Origin of the sequence: Aliivibrio finisterrensis, from assembly GCF_008933155.1 — a bacterium.
GTDB classification, from domain to species: domain Bacteria; phylum Pseudomonadota; class Gammaproteobacteria; order Enterobacterales; family Vibrionaceae; genus Aliivibrio; species Aliivibrio finisterrensis.
Genome location: NZ_WBVP01000019.1, coordinates 48,655 through 63,525, shown reverse-complemented (window position 1 = coordinate 63,525; position 14,871 = coordinate 48,655). Strand labels below are relative to the sequence as shown.

The following is a 14,871-nucleotide window of genomic DNA, read 5'->3' as shown; positions in this document are numbered from 1 at the left end:
TTAATTAAGCCCACTTAAACTGCTCATTGTAGCAGTTTTTTGTTGCTAAAATGTATGAGTGTAAACAGTCTGTTAGCATGATGATAAGGTTAAGAGCTAAGAATTATTAAGTGTGATCTGCGTCCAGTTTAAAACTTGCGACGCCTCTAATATTAAGGATACTTATAGCCATAAATGAAACATTTGTGCTGTTCAATAGGATGTTGAAAGTAGATGTGGGAATATCGAGGCAAAAAATATGGCTAATATGATCGAGTTTGATTACAGTTCGTTTTTAATTAACTCAAGCAAACAAAAATTGACATTTTCACAAGCATTGAAAAGCATGATCCCAACCTTTGGAACCGTGTGGAATGCATCTGTTCATGATAAAACCCCAACAAAAGAAAGGCTACGCTTAGAAGCGCTGCACGTCCTTTCGTCGCATATTAATGATGAGTCAAATATTATTCGTCTTATTCGTTTAGCTCGCATTGAAGGTATTACTAATTTACAGGTGAAACTGCCTTATATACTCGATGACGAGCAAATCAGATATATTCTAGATAATACTCATACTGAAATATCCCAATCAAATGCTGAATTTGATCTTCTTTATGTTCACCTGCTAAAGCAATCGTAAGTAAGTCTTTTACTCTTTTGCTAAGAGACAACTTGAATTAGCATAATTCCTATTTTCTAGTGGATAACCGTTAATTTACGATTTAGTGTTAACCATTGAGAGTCAGAGAAATAGTAGCAATTAGAGTTGCAGATAATCGCGCTTGCAGTACCAAACTGTTTTGCTTTTTCAATCGTCTCACTTTCAGATAAATGGTGAGATGGCTTTAATCTCACCAGTCGATTTAACTCAATCCCATGAGCGAGCAAAGCGTCAGTACTTGGTATAGAAGTATTGGCAGTAATAAAAATCCACTTCTTTTGTTTCGATAAACTTTTTAAGATTTGTATGAAGTGAGATTCACACTGTGCGTTCACTAAGCTTGCAGCACTAGTAATATGCTGAGAGATTGCGTGGTTAAATGAGTTTGAGCACGTAGTTAATGATATTGCTCTGTTCATAATAAAATACCTGTTCATCCGTACAGTGTGTATTTATACAGTACTTTTATTCTGGCTACTGATCAAGCTATTTTTTATTTTATATATAGTATAAAGCACTCTTTAATTTTAAATTTTCCATTCTAACTGTCTGAAACTAAGTTTATTAGATAAAATTAATTAAGAGTAAACAGCTTTGCTAGAGGTTTGATATAATGGAACATAGAATTTTTAAACCCAAATCTATATGTACGATAAATCATTATTAGACCCAATTTACTCATTTTTAAAGTGTGAAACTCCTGAGGAGTGGATTGAAGAAGCCAAAAAGCCAGAGAACCTATCAGTAATATTACGAGACCATTTAATGTGCGAATTGAAAGCAGCGCAAAGTGCACTGTACTTGATCCGTAAATACGCAGTGGACGCAGAGAGTACCAATATATTGCTTGATTGGTTTAAGCCTTATGAAGATTTTGCGTATAAAAAAACGGGGAGCTTAGAGATGCTAAAAGGGAAAAGTAATATCTCTAAAAAAATAACGGCCCGTAAAGATTCGCCATACAGCCAAGATTTGATTGATAAAATGATATTGCTGATAAAAGAAGAGCTACATCACTTTTATCAAGTGCTTGAGATAATGGATCAGCGTGATATCCCATATCAAAACATTAGGGCAGGTCGTTACGCAAAAGGTCTATTTACCAATATCATTACACATGAGCCATGTACCTTAATTGATAAACTCATCATTGGTGCATTCATTGAAGCTCGTTCTTGTGAGCGATTTGCAAAATTAGCACCATACTTAGATGAAGATTTAGCAAAGTTTTATATTTCTTTATTGCGTTCTGAATCGCGACATTATCAAGATTATCTTACATTAGCAGAGCAGGTAGCTGGTGGTGATGTAAGTGAGCGTGTGGCTCATTTTGCGAATATAGAAGCCGATCTTATTCAATCTCCAGATGCTGATTTTAAATTTCACAGCGGTGTACCGGTAAAAGACTAAAACGTTTCATATTATTGAGGCATAAAAAAAGATCGCTTTGTGCGATCTTTTTTAATTTTGGTAAGGTTGAAAGTTAGATTACCATTTCTTCTTAGGCTGAAATAGTGCATCGATGTCATCATCTTTGTTTTTATCTAATTTATCTTGTAACTCTTGGTCTTGTTTCTTTTTCGTCTTATTGTTTAACTCATCAAGCATATCTTGTAGTTGAGTACGTGCTTTGTTTGAGTAGCCATCGTTTTTACTAGATAGGGCATCAATGCCTTTTTTTAGTAATTGACGAGCAGTACCTGCTTGTCCGCGTTGCGTTGCTTCTTTAGCACGCTTCAGTACATTTTCAATATTAATACGGATCTGCATTGATTCAAGACGTGCGTTTTCAGCCACAAAAACTTGAGTGTTAACTCGACCTTTTTTATGTTCAGTGCGTAATGCATCACGTAGGCGTTTTACTAACTTAAGCATGACAAGTGCTTGTTTATCATTACTTGGTACTTTGAAGTTAGTGCTATCACCACCAGTATAGTTTGTTTTTAATTGCTGAAGCTGTTGTTCCATATTTTCAATACGAGAACTGTATGAACGATCGTTTGGTTCGAGCTCATAGATAGAACGCAAAGCATCAAGAATTCGTTGGTTCAAACATACTAACAGCTCTTTGCTGTAAGGAAGGTGATGAGCATTTCCTATCAATTCTTCTGTTGAATCAATGATAACCATATGTTTAGCCGACTCTTGTTTTTTGGCAGACTCAATCTTTGTTCTATATTGAACAATGACGTTATAGCCAATAATCAAGGTAAGTAAAATCGCAAAAAGTCCGATAATGAGAGCAATATTCATATTTATATCATACATCCAGTAGTAATAATTTCCAGTGTAACACCTTGTAAACTAAATGAATAGCAAGGACTTAAAGTGCTGTGTAAATTACCCGAAAGAAAGGGCATCTTATTAGAATTTAATGATAATTATCGACAATTGTTCAGATTTCTTTAATTTATTTGAGTTAAAAATATACAATTCATTAAATATGGCGTTAAGGCTTTGAAAATGGTGAGGAATGAGTATATAACTGTAACTTATAAGTAAATTAAAATTTGATGTAAAGGATTACAGGTAAATAAAATGAAATTACAGCAGTTAAGATATATTGTTGAAGTGGAAAACCACAGTTTGAATGTCTCCTCAACGGCAGAGTCGCTTTATACCTCTCAACCAGGGATCAGCAAACAGGTGCGTTTATTAGAAGATGAGCTAGGTGTACAAATATTTGAACGCAGCGGTAAGCATTTAACTCGTGTCACCCCATCAGGTGAAGAGATTATTAAAATCTCGCGTGAAATCCTTTCTCGTGTGGAAAGCATTAAATCGGTTGCAGGAGAGCATACTCATCCTGAAAAAGGCACGCTTAATATCACTACAACCCATACTCAAGCTCGTTACGCATTGCCTGATGTGATTAAAGGATTTAAAACGCGCTATCCTGATGTATCTTTACATATGCATCAAGGCACGCCGGCACAAATGTCCGACGCCATTGCTAAAGGAACGGCAGATTTTGCTATTGCTACCGAAGCGCTTCATTTATACCAAGATGCGATTATGCTGCCTTGCTATCACTGGAACCGTTCGATTGTAGTCACCAAAGATCATTCATTAGCACAGAAATCGAATATCACCATTGAAGATTTGGCCGCGTTTGATCTTGTGACTTACGTCTTTGGCTTTACTGGCCGCTCAGCATTAGACAGTGCCTTTAATAAAGCAGGCTTAAAGCCCAAAATAGTCTTTACTGCAACAGACGCCGATGTCATTAAAACTTACGTGCGTTTGGGCATTGGTGTTGGTGTGATTGCGAGTATGGCTATAGACCAAGAGAGAGACAATGATCTTGTTGCTTTAGATGCCAGTCATATTTTTGATGCAAGTACTACAACGATTGGCTTTAAACGTGGTTCATTCTTAAAAAGCTATATGTTTGATTTTATGGAGCGCTTTGCACCCCATTTAACTCGCCCAATAGTGGAGCAAGCGACCATGCTTAAAAATAATCATGAGATCGAAGAGATGTTTAAAGACATAAACCTTCCTGTCCGTTAAGATCGCCCTTATATTATTCTCAGGGGCATATAATGCATTCTCAGCAGTTTTTAAATATAGACCGTTTGTTATCGCAGACGGTCTTTTTTTGGCAATTTTCTGCTTTTCATAGTTCAGATTATCCATGGCGAACCACGCATGAAAATTTAAGCCATTGGCTTGATGGATTAACTCTGGCTGAAGTGCAGGAATTAAAGCTAGTCCCTGAAAAACTAACGCAAGCACTCTCAGTTTTTATTCCAGAAGTTCATGATCTTTATGAATTAAGTCAGCTTGAGCAACTACAAGCGGCTAAGCTAGTTATGCCAAAGGGATTAGATTCAGGAATTAACGGCCGTAAGTGGCAACAAATTACCAAATTAAGTGCTTTAGGTATTCAATATTCACAGCCTCAAGATCAGTGGCTAGAGTGGTGTGGTGGCAAAGGATATTTAGGTCGGGTGCTTAATGTGGCATCAGCTAAACCAGTAACCACATTAGAGTGGCAAGATGCTTTGTGTCATAGTGGTCAAGAATACGCAGACAAGCATCATTTAGACATGACGTTTATCCAAGGTGATGCGTTGGGAACTAGTGCATCTGAACTGATTAGAGCTAACCAACATGCGATAGCGTTGCATGCCTGTGGTGATCTTCACGTCAGTCTAATCCAAAAGGGCATAGATAAGTCGATAGATGCTATTACTTTATCTCCTTGCTGTTTTCATTTAACTCAGTCATCGGTTTATGAAGGGCTGTCTGCATTATCAAAACAAGCACAGATCCGTTTATCTAAAGATGATTTACGATTACCACTGCAAGAGACAGTAACCGCAGGGAAACGCACACAACATCATCGAGAGCAAGAAATGCAATATCGATTAGGGTTTAATGCCTTGCAGCAGTTTGTTACTGGCAATGATAACTATGTCCCTGTTCCAAGCATAAAAAAATCATTATTAAGTGATGGTTTTGACGCTTTTTGTCGATGGGCGAGTGAGCATAAAAAGCTGCAATTGCCTGACGATATTGATTTCTCCTATTGGTTAAACAAAGGGAAAGAAGCGTTTGTGGTGATGGAAAAGTGCGATTTAGTACAGCAAGTATTTAAACGTCCATTGGAAGTATGGTTATGTTTGGATCGAGCCTTATTGCTAGAAGAGGCGGGGTATGAGGTACGTATTGGGGAGTTTTGTTTAAAAGAAGATACCCCAAGAAATATTGTCATTCAGGCTAAGAAGGCGTGAAACAAACATAAAAAAGGCGCTAACTAAAGCGCCTTTGCTATGTCTTACGATTACTTTTGATTCTTAAAGAACCGCTGCAATACCTTTACATAAAGGCAGCATATTGTCTTTTGTCATACCAGCAACACTGATACGGCCAGAACCAACGATGTAAATGGCGAATTCATCTTTCAAGCGGTTTACTTGCTCTTTAGAAAGACCAGAGAAAGAGAACATACCATTTTGACGTTCAATAAAGCTAAAGTCTGCATCCACACCTTGTTCTTTTAGTGTTGTAACAAACAAAGTACGCATCTCTTGAATACGGTCACGCATCTCAGCGACTTCTTGCTCCCATTCTGCACGTAGCGCATCGTCATTAAGAATATGCGTAACAACAGCAGCACCGTGAGCGGGTGGATTAGAGTAGATAGAACGGATGATAGCTTTCACTTGAGAAAAAGCATCAGCTGCAACAGCCGCGTCTTTAGCAACAAGAGTAAATGCACCAACACGCTCGTTATATAAACCAAAGTTCTTAGAGAACGAACTTGCTACAAGCAGCTCTGGGCAGTATTCAGCAAAAGTACGTAAACCAGCCGCATCTTCTTCAACACCTTTTGCAAAACCTTGGTATGCGAAATCAAACAGTGGAAGTAGACCTTTATTTGCACACAGTTTAGCTAGCTCTTCCCACTCATCAGCCGTTGGGTCGATACCTGTAGGGTTATGACAACAACCGTGTAGAAGAACCACATCACCAGCTTCCGCTTGTTGTAAATCCGTTAGCATTGCAGCGAAGTCTTTAGATTTCGTTTCTGCGTTGTAGTAAGTGTATTGCGCTGTTTCAATACCTGCAGCAGTAAATACACCAATGTGGTTTGCCCATGTAGGGTTACTGATCCAAATTTTCACATCGCCAAGTTGACGTTTGATGAATTCACCAGCTACACGTAGTGCACCAGTACCACCAGGCGCTTGAGCTGTTTGTGCACGTTTTTCAGTGATCACTTGTGCATCAGAGCCAAACAGTAGTTTTTGTACTGCAAGGCCGTACTCTGCGGTACCTTGAATGGTTAGGTATGACTTTGTTTTTTCTGTATCAAGCAATACTGCTTCTGCTTTTTTAACCGTAGTTAAAACAGGAGTTTGACCCGCTTCGTTTTTGTAAATACCAACACCAAGGTTGATTTTTTCAGCGCGAGGGTCATTTTTAAATTCATCTGTTAAGCCAAGAATTGGGTCAGCAGGAGCGGCAGCGATTTTTTCAAACATAGTCATCATCCATGGTGTAAGTAAAATAAAAGAGTTAGCTTATTTATACCTGTTAATCCTGTAAGTTTGCAACGGTTAGGTAACGAAAAAAGCAAATTAAATGGATTTAACAGTAAAAAAAGAATAAGAAGGTTAAAAAAGTACAACAGAACGGTATTTGAAACCATTCTGTTATACATATTTTTAACTTAATAGATCACTTGTACTTTATTTGAAGCCGTTACTGCATCCTCAATAGCGGTTTCAAGATTGTTACGACGAGTCATTGCTACGCCTAAACGTCGACGTCCATCAATCTCTGGTTTACCAAATAACTTTATCTGAGTTTGAGGTTGAGAAAGTGCGTCAGTTAAACCATCAAAACGAATATTAGCCGAAGAGCCTTGGCCAAGAATTACAGATGATGCCGAAGGGCCATATTGAGTAATTTGATTAATTGGCATGCCAGTAAAGGCGCGAACATGAAGCGCAAATTCAGACATTTCTTGAGATATTAGCGTTACTAAACCTGTGTCGTGTGGGCGAGGAGAGACTTCATTGAAGTAAATTTGATCACCTTTAATAAATAACTCAACACCAAATAAGCCATAACCACCTAGGGCATTAACGACTTTTTCAGCAGCGCGTTGGGCCAGTTTAAGTGCCGCTTCCGTCATTACTTGTGGTTGCCATGATTCACGATAATCTCCATCTTCTTGTCGGTGACCAATTGGCGCACAGAAATGAACGCCATCAACAGCGCGAACGGTTAATAATGAAATCTCATAATCAAAATCCACAAACCCTTCAATAATCACGCGACCGGCACCAGATCGTCCGCCATCTTGAGCGTAATCCCAAGAGGCTTTAATGTCCGCTTCAGTTTTAATTACACTCTGACCTTTGCCAGAAGAGCTCATTACGGGTTTAATAACGCAAGGCATACCGACAAATTTAACCGCTTCGACCAGTTCTTCGTAGGTATCTACAAAGCGATATGTAGAAGTAGGTAGCCCTAATTCTTCAGCGGCTAAGCGACGAATACCTTCACGGTTCATTGTGAGTTTTGTTGCATTCGCTGTAGGAACGACATTAAGCCCTTGTTTTTCTAATTCTACCAATTTATCGGTTGCGATTGCCTCAATTTCAGGAACGACGTAATCTGGCTGCTCTTTTTTAATAATAGCTTCAAGGGCGTCTGCATCAAACATATCAATAGCATAGCTACGATGAGCGACTTGCATCGCTGGCGCATTTAGGTAGCGATCAACAGCGATAACTTCTAAACCTAGGCGTTGACATTCAATAGCGACTTCTTTGCCAAGTTCACCAGAACCAAGTAATAAAACTTTTGTTGCAGAAGAGGATAGAGCAGTACCAAACATAATTAATTCTCATGTAATAGTGGGTAGTGGTTATATGAGCATGATACTAAAATTAGATAAATACGCAAACGTTTGCTTTATTTTTCATCACTTTCTATCTGTAGCTTCATGAGAGCTTAATCACACTATTAACTAAATGATAAGTTTGCTGAATATGATTATTTGTAATCACTATAATGATAGGTATGCTCCTTTGTTATTAAGTACTTGTATGAAATGATGGATAATTTGATGCCTTGCGTAACTCACTCTGGAGAGCAACAACAAAGTGCATTTTATGGCGCTTTAGAAAATAAAAAATTTGTCGTAAGTGATTGTATCAATATTAAAGATACGCCAAATGGATTAGGTAACCCTACTTGGTTATCCCAACAGAAAAAAGCAAAAGAAAATGCACCAGTAGTTGATCTGATATTACAAAAAGGAGCACTATTTGTTGGGAAAACCCAAGTCGATGAATTTGGGGTTGGGCTACATGGCAATAACCCGCATTACGATCCAATTTTAAATCCTAATAGTCCGAATCGATCCATCGGAGGAGCTTCTTGTGGTGCTGTTGCAGCTGTCGCTAATGGCTTTGCTGACTTTGGTTTAGGGACAGACTTAAATGGTGGAATTCGTATTCCAGCGCTATATGCTGGCTTATATGGATTTAAAGCATCAGTCAGCGGCATTAATATGGACGGCGTGTTTTCTATCGCTCAAGAAGAGACTGCATTAGGTTGGGTTGCTCGAAATTTATTAGATATTAGAAAAGTAGCAACCGTATTAACGCCAATGTCACCATTGGTAACCGTTGAGCGAATAGTGGTGCTAGACAGTCTATTCAGTGATATTCCTGAAGAAGCGAAAAATAAATTAGAGAAATTATTGTCGTCATCGCCATACGATGTGGTAAGAAGTAAAGCGATCAGTAAGATCATTACCACTAAAGCAGCGGAAAGCTTTAAAGTTATATCAGCAACCAAAGGGTTACGAAATATCGAACCATGGATTGAGCAAAATAGCCCAGAATTAAGCAATGAAATTAAGCTGCAATTAAAATGGCTTGATACATTAAAATATAAAGATGAACGCATTGCATTAGAGCAAAAAGAGCTGGTTCTCTCAGTGTTGGACTCTCTTTTGGATGAGAAAACACTCATATTGATGCCAACAACAGCCAACACGGCACCACCAATTTCTGCATCAGTAGAGCAGTTGTATAATTTGAACGATAAGATATTGAGATATACATCGTTAGCAAGTTTGGCTGATTTGCCTCAATTGCATTTGCCGTGGTTTACCGTAAATAATTCACCTTGGGGGATTTCTTTATTGGGTAAGCAAGGCATGGATAGACAACTGATTGATGCTGCTATCCGTTGGAAAAGTAATCAATAATAGCGATTAGATAGAAGAAAAAAGAGGAGGTTAAATTAATAACCTCCTCTTGTTTTTAGTGATTCTTTATTAAATAGATGCGTATTCTAATGTTACATCAGGGTTCAACGCCTCTAATGTACTTTGAGTGATAGCTAAATGGCTTATCTCACCTTTATGGCTTTCAACGAGCGCTGCCGCTTTAACTTCAGATAAACACTCGCGTGACATATTGGCATGAATAAGGGCCACTTGAAGTGGTGGTAAGCTTGGGTTGAATGCCGCATTCTCAGCGTACATACCGTGATAAACATGACCGCTTTTCATTTCAAGCGCAATACCACTGATGTTATGTGAATAAGGTGCATGGCTATGATTCGCCGCTTCTACAGCACTAATCAATAAAGCAGAATCCGTCTCTAGTGTTAGATTATGCGATACAGACGCTAATAAACCGCCTTCAATACCCAGATCTTTTGGACCAAAAGATTCAGGTAAATATTCTTGTAGAGACTTCTCATCGCGCTCAGGTAATTGAATCATCAAGCTATCAGCCGTTGTTAGCTCGTTCATGAATTGACGACAATGACCACAAGGGCTGAAGTTGATAGTGATATCAGAAATACCCGTTTCGCCTTTGATCCACGCATGGCTAATAGCAGATTGCTCAGCATGAATGGTTTGGCCTAACTGAACCCCACTAAACTCCATATTGGCACCAAAATAAAGATGACCAGAGTTACCACGTACAATAGCACCAACATAAAAATTAGAAATAGGGGCAACAGAGAATGCCGCAGCAAGAGGAAGCAAGGCTAAACGTAATTCTTTATCATCGAGTTTGCTGTCAGCGAGTAGGCCTTGAAATTGCGCTTTAGTAATAACGCCTTTAAATTGGGTATTAATGAAAGAAGACAGCGCTGATTGTAAATCTGCAGGCAGATCAGAAAGGGCATTTTCTAAGCGTTGTTGTACTGTTGTAGAGTGTAGAGTGGTCATCGGTGTGATCCTTTTTAATTTCTTCTGGGCTCATTATTAGGGACTATAGCCATAGAAACATAGATCAATATCACACTCATTGATGTAAAGATACATTATTTACATCAATGAGAGAGATGTCACACTGATTTGAAGGAGTTTTAAGCAATTAGCCTTTTATAAATACCAATAATGTATAAATAAGTGGAGCAACTAATGAAGTGATGATCCCACAAATAACCAAGGCAAGAGAGCTAAACGCCGCATCTTGAGAGTTAACTTCAGCAGCTTGTGCAGTACCAAGGGCGTGAGAGACATTGCCCATGGTTAATCCTCTTGCCAGTGAGCTTTTAATTCCCAACATATTATAAATAGGGTAAGCACAGATAGCGCCCATTAAGCCTGCTAATAACACTAAGATAGCCGCGATAGCCGCCTCACCTTGTAATTGACTTGAGATAGCCATCGCAATTGGTGTGGTCACTGATTTTGGTAAAATACTCGCAACCAACTGCATATCAGCCCCCATCCATACCGCTAAGAACGCACCTGACAGCATAGAGAACAGTGAGCCAACACTACAAGCAAGTAGGATGATTTTCCAGTTTGCACGAATATGCGGTAACTGCTCATACAGTGGGTACGCCAGAGCAACAACAGCAGGTTGCAGCAAGTAACTTAAAAACGCATTGTCAGCGTAGTAGGTTTCATAAGGTACCTGTAATACCATTAAGATCGGGATAACGATAAAAACACTCAGCAATAATGGATTATTGATTGGGTGAGGAAAACGTTTAGCGAACCAACGCGCCGAATAAAAAACAATAACGGTTAAAATGACCCACATTATTTATTTCCTCTATCAAGACGATCAATAAGTAATGAAAGGCAAACTAAAACTAATAATGAACCACCAGCGGTACTGACAATGATTGGAATCGCATTGTTGATTAATAAATCGAAATGCGTCATTAACCCAACAGAGATTGGAATAAATAAAATCAACATATTCCGCATGAAGAATTGGCAACCTGGCGCAGCCCAGTCCGACCTGCATACACCAATGACCATTGCAGTGAATAAAATCAGCATTCCAATAATACTGCCCGGTACTGAAATATCTAGCCACGATTGAATGCCGTTTCCAGCAAACAGTGAAGCAAAAATCCATGCGAAAGAGTAAAGGTATTTAATCATGATACTAACTGTTGTACGTAATTATAAACGGCCCGCAAAATAGCGGTTTTCTTGTCATTACCTTCAGATTCCAAGTACAAAGTTTCAAAACTTGATTCGTAATCAGGTAAATGGGTTTGGAAATAATCTTGCAGGTGAGCCTGCCACTTTAATTGTTCAGCTTCATTGAGTGTATGCGGAAAATTACGCGCACGGTAACGGAACAATAACGGTTTAATACGAGGGTCAGTGACATTAGGTTCAAAATCGATAAGCTGCTCAGGCGTTGATTGACGGATCATATCAATCGTCGTTTTATCAGCATGAGAGAAGAAACCATCATATAGAAGCGTATCTACATTGGTTGATTTCTCATAATTAGGCTCGATGCTGTAAAGCGCAATTAGCTTTTGTCTGATCTCTGGATTATCACGGATTACTTTAAGATTGCTTAGGCAGGCTTCTCTGTCCACATTGAGGTTCGCAGCATTCTCAGCAGTCAGTGTTTTAGCCGGTGCAAGAACAGGGCATTTGTTTAAATGCACTAACTTAACCGGAACTGGCAAATCATCAGGCGCGAGATCTACACGCTTGGTATACATTCGTTGATGCAATTGTTCTATATCTAATTCTAGGAATACACTTGGGTCTAACGCTAAATCAATCGTAATCACAGCGTTGTTATTGGTTGGATGCCAAGCAACAGGAACAATCCAGCTAATGTTGCCTCTATCTACGCCAAACATGCCAGATACATGCATTAATGGCGTCATTTCTACTATGTCTATTAATGTCGCTGCTTTTTTCTTGTTACGCATAGAAAGCAAGTAGTTAAACATTTTTGGTTGTGCTTTTTTAACGACTTTTGCTAACTCGATAGTGGCAATTACATCGGCCATGGCATCGTGGGCATTTTCATGCTCAATGCCATTTGCTTGAGAGAGTTTTTCTAATCTAAAGCTTGGTTTGCCTTCTTCGTCTTTTGGCCATTCGATGCCTTCAGGACGTAGGGCATAAACAGCCCGCATCACATCAAGTAAATCCCAGCGAGAGTTACCGTTCTGCCAACTCCAACCATACGGTTCAAAGAAGTTGCGATATAAGGTGTAGCGAGAGACTTCATCATCAAAACGAATGTTGTTGTAGCCTAATGAACACGTATTTGGCTGTGATAATTCATGATGGATTTTGGCGATAAACTCAGGCTCTGATAACCCTTTGCTTACTGCGGTTTGTGGTGTGATACCCGTAATTAAACATGCTTCAGGAGAGGGTAGATAATCAATAGGGGGGCGGCAGTAAATAACTAATGGCTCACCAATGATATTGAAATCTTCATCGGTACGAACCCCAGCAAATTGGCATGGGCGATCGAGAGATGGGCTAGTTCCCCATGTTTCATAATCAAAGAAGAAGAAACTTGGTGCGTTATCCTGCGGCATAAGTGTGTCCAATTAAGAGCAATACATTAATTATCAGAGATCTATCACATAATCGCAAGCCATTAGAAACAGAAGAGGAAGAAAAATGAGAACTATATTAGCCTTTCTTAATGAGAGGGGAGTATTTCAAATGTCGGAAATTTCAAGATAAATCAGTGTTGCAGCTCTTAGAATTATATCTTAAAAGTAAAAATAAGAGATAAATGAAAGCCTAAAAGTGTCTATTTTGTTAATCATTACCTATATTTTTTGAACAAAAACTTGATTCGGGATAAAAAATTAATGCGAAATCAAGAGATGAAAATTATATAGGAATCATTATGAATAAATACATGGCAGAGTTTATAGGTACGTTTTGGCTAGTTCTGGGTTGCTCCGATTGTAGGTGCCGTAATTGGTGCGCTTATCTATAAAGTAATGACAAAAGAGTCATAATCTTCTAGATATTGAATACAAAAAATGCCGATGATTGACGTCATCGGCATTTTTTATTTAACTTCTTTTCTGATGAGTTAAATGATTACTTTTGGTTTACTTTTCCATCTCAGCTAAATCGTATTCTCTGATATCGATTTTAGCGTAATCATTACAGCTTGAGCAGGCGTAGTACTTTGCGCCATCACAGTATTGATGCTGTAATACCATCGCTGGTTTTCTACACCAGTCGCAGTGACCTTCTAAATTAAACATATGACTTTCTCTATTATTTATTCTTTGAATTGATACGCTATATGAATATTGTTACATTTTTATAACATATAAAAGTGATGCAGATTATATAGAGATGCAATAATTTGTAAAGGCCTTCTGAGTTTTTTGTCGAGTAGCTTTGACGAGTAGCACTATTTGATTCGGCTATAGGCCTTATTTATTTCGGCTAACATCACACCATCAGTGCCATGATCAGGGTGGTGGAGTTGAGCAAGCTTACGATACTGCTTCTTAATATCAGCACTGCTGCTGTTTATATTAATGCCGAGTAATTGATACTGAGTAAATGATGAAGAAGATGATTTCTTTGCCGCCTCTAATTCAATGTGTAAACGCTTGATCGTGATCTCTTGAGCGTCCGCTCTGATCTTCAATTTATCATTGCTGTCTTGCAGTTGCTTTAACTTCTCATTTTGTAATGATTTTGAAAAACTGCTTTGTTGATCGTTATTACCTTTAGTTCGCGCAAGGGTCTGCTTTAATCGTAATAGTAAGAAAACAAGCACAACCACCATTATGGCAATAAGCAAATAGCCCCCAAGAGTGACAAGCGCAGTCGGCTTTTCCATCTGTGTTATGAAGATGGTTTTTGATTCGGGTTCGGACACAGGTACAACCGACTGTTCTAGTGTCACTTCTTTAGGCTTAACTTCTGTGGTTTCTTGTTGTTCAACGACCGGGTTTTGCTGCTGTTCGGCTAAGGAGTGTAATACTCGTTTATAGCCAAGCATTGCTTCGCCATGACCATTATGAGACGCGATTTGGTACCACAATGAGGCATTGTATAAATCGACACTACCGGACAAACCATATTCGTAAATCTCACCTAAATAGAACTGAGAAGGAGGGTGGTTTTGTGTGGCTGCTCGAGTAAACCAATAAATGGCTTGTTTTGAATCTTGAGCAATGCCATAGCCATTTTTATAGATCTGACCAAGGTTAAATTGTGCGGTTGTATTGTCTTGGATTGCCGCTTGTTTATACCATTGAATAGCATGGTCAATGTTAACAGGGCGATTAGTTCCAGATTCATATTCCATTGCTAATTTTACTTGTGCGCGAGCATCGCCTAACTCTGCTTTTTCCTCAAGAGGATCGGCATGTGAAGTGAGACTGAAAAGTAAAACAATAGCGAGTAATAGAGAGCGGATCATAAATTGTCAGTTATTAGCAATAAAAAGGCGGCAATAGTGTAGCGATAG

15 protein-coding genes are annotated in these 14,871 nt (G+C 38.8%); 5 read left to right on the top strand and 10 right to left on the bottom strand.

The genetic code is table 11. From position 1 onward, the window contains the following. Positions 1-238 precede the first annotated feature (238 nt). Positions 239-622, top strand: coding sequence for a transporter (locus F8B77_RS14755; protein ID WP_151656177.1), 384 nt, complete (start codon positions 239-241; stop codon positions 620-622). A gap of 56 nt (positions 623-678) precedes the next feature. On the opposite strand, the gene F8B77_RS14750 is transcribed toward F8B77_RS14755, so the two are convergent. Next, on the bottom strand, positions 679-1,062 hold the full coding sequence (locus tag F8B77_RS14750) for a hypothetical protein (RefSeq protein WP_151656175.1): 384 nt from the start codon (positions 1,060-1,062) through the stop codon (positions 679-681). A gap of 226 nt (positions 1,063-1,288) precedes the next feature. Here F8B77_RS14750 and miaE point away from each other — a divergent pair, with 226 nt between their 5' ends. Beyond that, a complete protein-coding gene (gene miaE / locus F8B77_RS14745) occupies positions 1,289-2,053 on the top strand; it encodes a tRNA isopentenyl-2-thiomethyl-A-37 hydroxylase MiaE (RefSeq protein ID WP_151656173.1) in 765 nt (254 codons plus the stop codon). Positions 2,054-2,131: 78 nt separating this feature from the next. Here the strand turns inward: miaE and F8B77_RS14740 are convergent, their stop codons facing one another. Continuing rightward, a complete protein-coding gene (locus F8B77_RS14740; protein WP_167512832.1) occupies positions 2,132-2,896 on the bottom strand; it encodes a DNA repair protein in 765 nt (254 codons plus the stop codon). Between the two features lie 285 nt (positions 2,897-3,181). Here F8B77_RS14740 and cysB point away from each other — a divergent pair, with 285 nt between their 5' ends. Together cysB and F8B77_RS14730 are read left to right on the top strand one after the other, a co-directional pair. Then, positions 3,182-4,156: an HTH-type transcriptional regulator CysB gene (gene cysB / locus F8B77_RS14735; RefSeq protein ID WP_151656169.1), complete on the top strand. Its 975-nt coding sequence runs from the start codon at positions 3,182-3,184 to the stop codon at positions 4,154-4,156. Positions 4,157-4,188: 32 nt separating this feature from the next. Next, positions 4,189-5,382, top strand: coding sequence for a methyltransferase (locus F8B77_RS14730; protein ID WP_151656166.1), 1,194 nt, complete (start codon positions 4,189-4,191; stop codon positions 5,380-5,382). Positions 5,383-5,445: 63 nt separating this feature from the next. On the opposite strand, the gene F8B77_RS14725 is transcribed toward F8B77_RS14730, so the two are convergent. Together F8B77_RS14725 and purT are read right to left on the bottom strand one after the other, a co-directional pair. Beyond that, a complete protein-coding gene (locus tag F8B77_RS14725) occupies positions 5,446-6,636 on the bottom strand; it encodes an amino acid aminotransferase (protein ID WP_151656164.1) in 1,191 nt (396 codons plus the stop codon). A gap of 188 nt (positions 6,637-6,824) precedes the next feature. Continuing rightward, complete coding sequence (gene purT, locus F8B77_RS14720) at positions 6,825-8,000, bottom strand: formate-dependent phosphoribosylglycinamide formyltransferase (protein ID WP_151656162.1); 1,176 nt, start codon at positions 7,998-8,000, stop codon at positions 6,825-6,827. A 231-nt stretch (positions 8,001-8,231) separates the two neighbouring features. On the opposite strand from purT, the gene F8B77_RS14715 reads away from it, so the two are divergent. Further along, positions 8,232-9,383: an amidase family protein gene (locus F8B77_RS14715; protein ID WP_244298267.1), complete on the top strand. Its 1,152-nt coding sequence runs from the start codon at positions 8,232-8,234 to the stop codon at positions 9,381-9,383. A 69-nt stretch (positions 9,384-9,452) separates the two neighbouring features. Here the strand turns inward: F8B77_RS14715 and cdd are convergent, their stop codons facing one another. The 6 genes from cdd to F8B77_RS14680 form a co-directional block, all read right to left on the bottom strand. Then, entirely contained in the window at positions 9,453-10,361 is a 909-nt protein-coding gene (gene cdd / locus F8B77_RS14710) for a cytidine deaminase (RefSeq protein WP_151656160.1), read from the bottom strand. 148 nt (positions 10,362-10,509) lie between these two features. Continuing rightward, positions 10,510-11,187, bottom strand: coding sequence for a CidB/LrgB family autolysis modulator (locus F8B77_RS14705; RefSeq protein ID WP_130047939.1), 678 nt, complete (start codon positions 11,185-11,187; stop codon positions 10,510-10,512). After that, entirely contained in the window at positions 11,187-11,537 is a 351-nt protein-coding gene (locus F8B77_RS14700) for a CidA/LrgA family protein (RefSeq protein ID WP_151656158.1), read from the bottom strand. The genes F8B77_RS14705 and F8B77_RS14700 overlap by 1 nt, the downstream gene beginning before the upstream one ends. Next, positions 11,534-12,958 carry an exodeoxyribonuclease I gene (gene sbcB / locus F8B77_RS14695; protein ID WP_151656156.1) on the bottom strand — a complete coding sequence of 475 codons (1,425 nt, stop codon included), beginning with the start codon at positions 12,956-12,958 and terminating at the stop codon, positions 11,534-11,536. Before sbcB ends, F8B77_RS14700 begins: the two co-directional genes overlap by 4 nt. Positions 12,959-13,489: 531 nt before the next feature. After that, positions 13,490-13,648 (bottom strand): hypothetical protein, encoded by a 159-nt coding sequence (locus tag F8B77_RS14685; protein WP_151656154.1) that lies wholly within the window; start codon positions 13,646-13,648, stop codon positions 13,490-13,492. Between the two features lie 152 nt (positions 13,649-13,800). Further along, the gene (locus F8B77_RS14680; protein ID WP_151656152.1) at positions 13,801-14,823 is read right to left on the bottom strand and encodes a J domain-containing protein; all 1,023 of its coding nucleotides are present in this window, start codon (positions 14,821-14,823) and stop codon (positions 13,801-13,803) included. Positions 14,824-14,871: the final 48 nt, after the last annotated feature.

Bases quoted from the DNA above. Each gene is read 5' to 3' on its own strand.
- F8B77_RS14755 (WP_151656177.1), top strand. From the start codon at position 239: ATGGCTAATATGATCGAGTTTGATTACAGTTCGTTTTTAATTAACTCA.
- F8B77_RS14750 (WP_151656175.1), bottom strand. From the start codon at position 1,062: ATGAACAGAGCAATATCATTAACTACGTGCTCAAACTCATTTAACCAC.
- miaE (WP_151656173.1), top strand. From the start codon at position 1,289: ATGTACGATAAATCATTATTAGACCCAATTTACTCATTTTTAAAGTGT.
- F8B77_RS14740 (WP_167512832.1), bottom strand. From the start codon at position 2,896: ATGAATATTGCTCTCATTATCGGACTTTTTGCGATTTTACTTACCTTG.
- cysB (WP_151656169.1), top strand. From the start codon at position 3,182: ATGAAATTACAGCAGTTAAGATATATTGTTGAAGTGGAAAACCACAGT.
- F8B77_RS14730 (WP_151656166.1), top strand. From the start codon at position 4,189: ATGCATTCTCAGCAGTTTTTAAATATAGACCGTTTGTTATCGCAGACG.
- F8B77_RS14725 (WP_151656164.1), bottom strand. From the start codon at position 6,636: ATGTTTGAAAAAATCGCTGCCGCTCCTGCTGACCCAATTCTTGGCTTA.
- purT (WP_151656162.1), bottom strand. From the start codon at position 8,000: ATGTTTGGTACTGCTCTATCCTCTTCTGCAACAAAAGTTTTATTACTT.
- F8B77_RS14715 (WP_244298267.1), top strand. From the start codon at position 8,232: ATGCCTTGCGTAACTCACTCTGGAGAGCAACAACAAAGTGCATTTTAT.
- cdd (WP_151656160.1), bottom strand. From the start codon at position 10,361: ATGACCACTCTACACTCTACAACAGTACAACAACGCTTAGAAAATGCC.
- F8B77_RS14705 (WP_130047939.1), bottom strand. From the start codon at position 11,187: ATGTGGGTCATTTTAACCGTTATTGTTTTTTATTCGGCGCGTTGGTTC.
- F8B77_RS14700 (WP_151656158.1), bottom strand. From the start codon at position 11,537: ATGATTAAATACCTTTACTCTTTCGCATGGATTTTTGCTTCACTGTTT.
- sbcB (WP_151656156.1), bottom strand. From the start codon at position 12,958: ATGCCGCAGGATAACGCACCAAGTTTCTTCTTCTTTGATTATGAAACA.
- F8B77_RS14685 (WP_151656154.1), bottom strand. From the start codon at position 13,648: ATGTTTAATTTAGAAGGTCACTGCGACTGGTGTAGAAAACCAGCGATG.
- F8B77_RS14680 (WP_151656152.1), bottom strand. From the start codon at position 14,823: ATGATCCGCTCTCTATTACTCGCTATTGTTTTACTTTTCAGTCTCACT.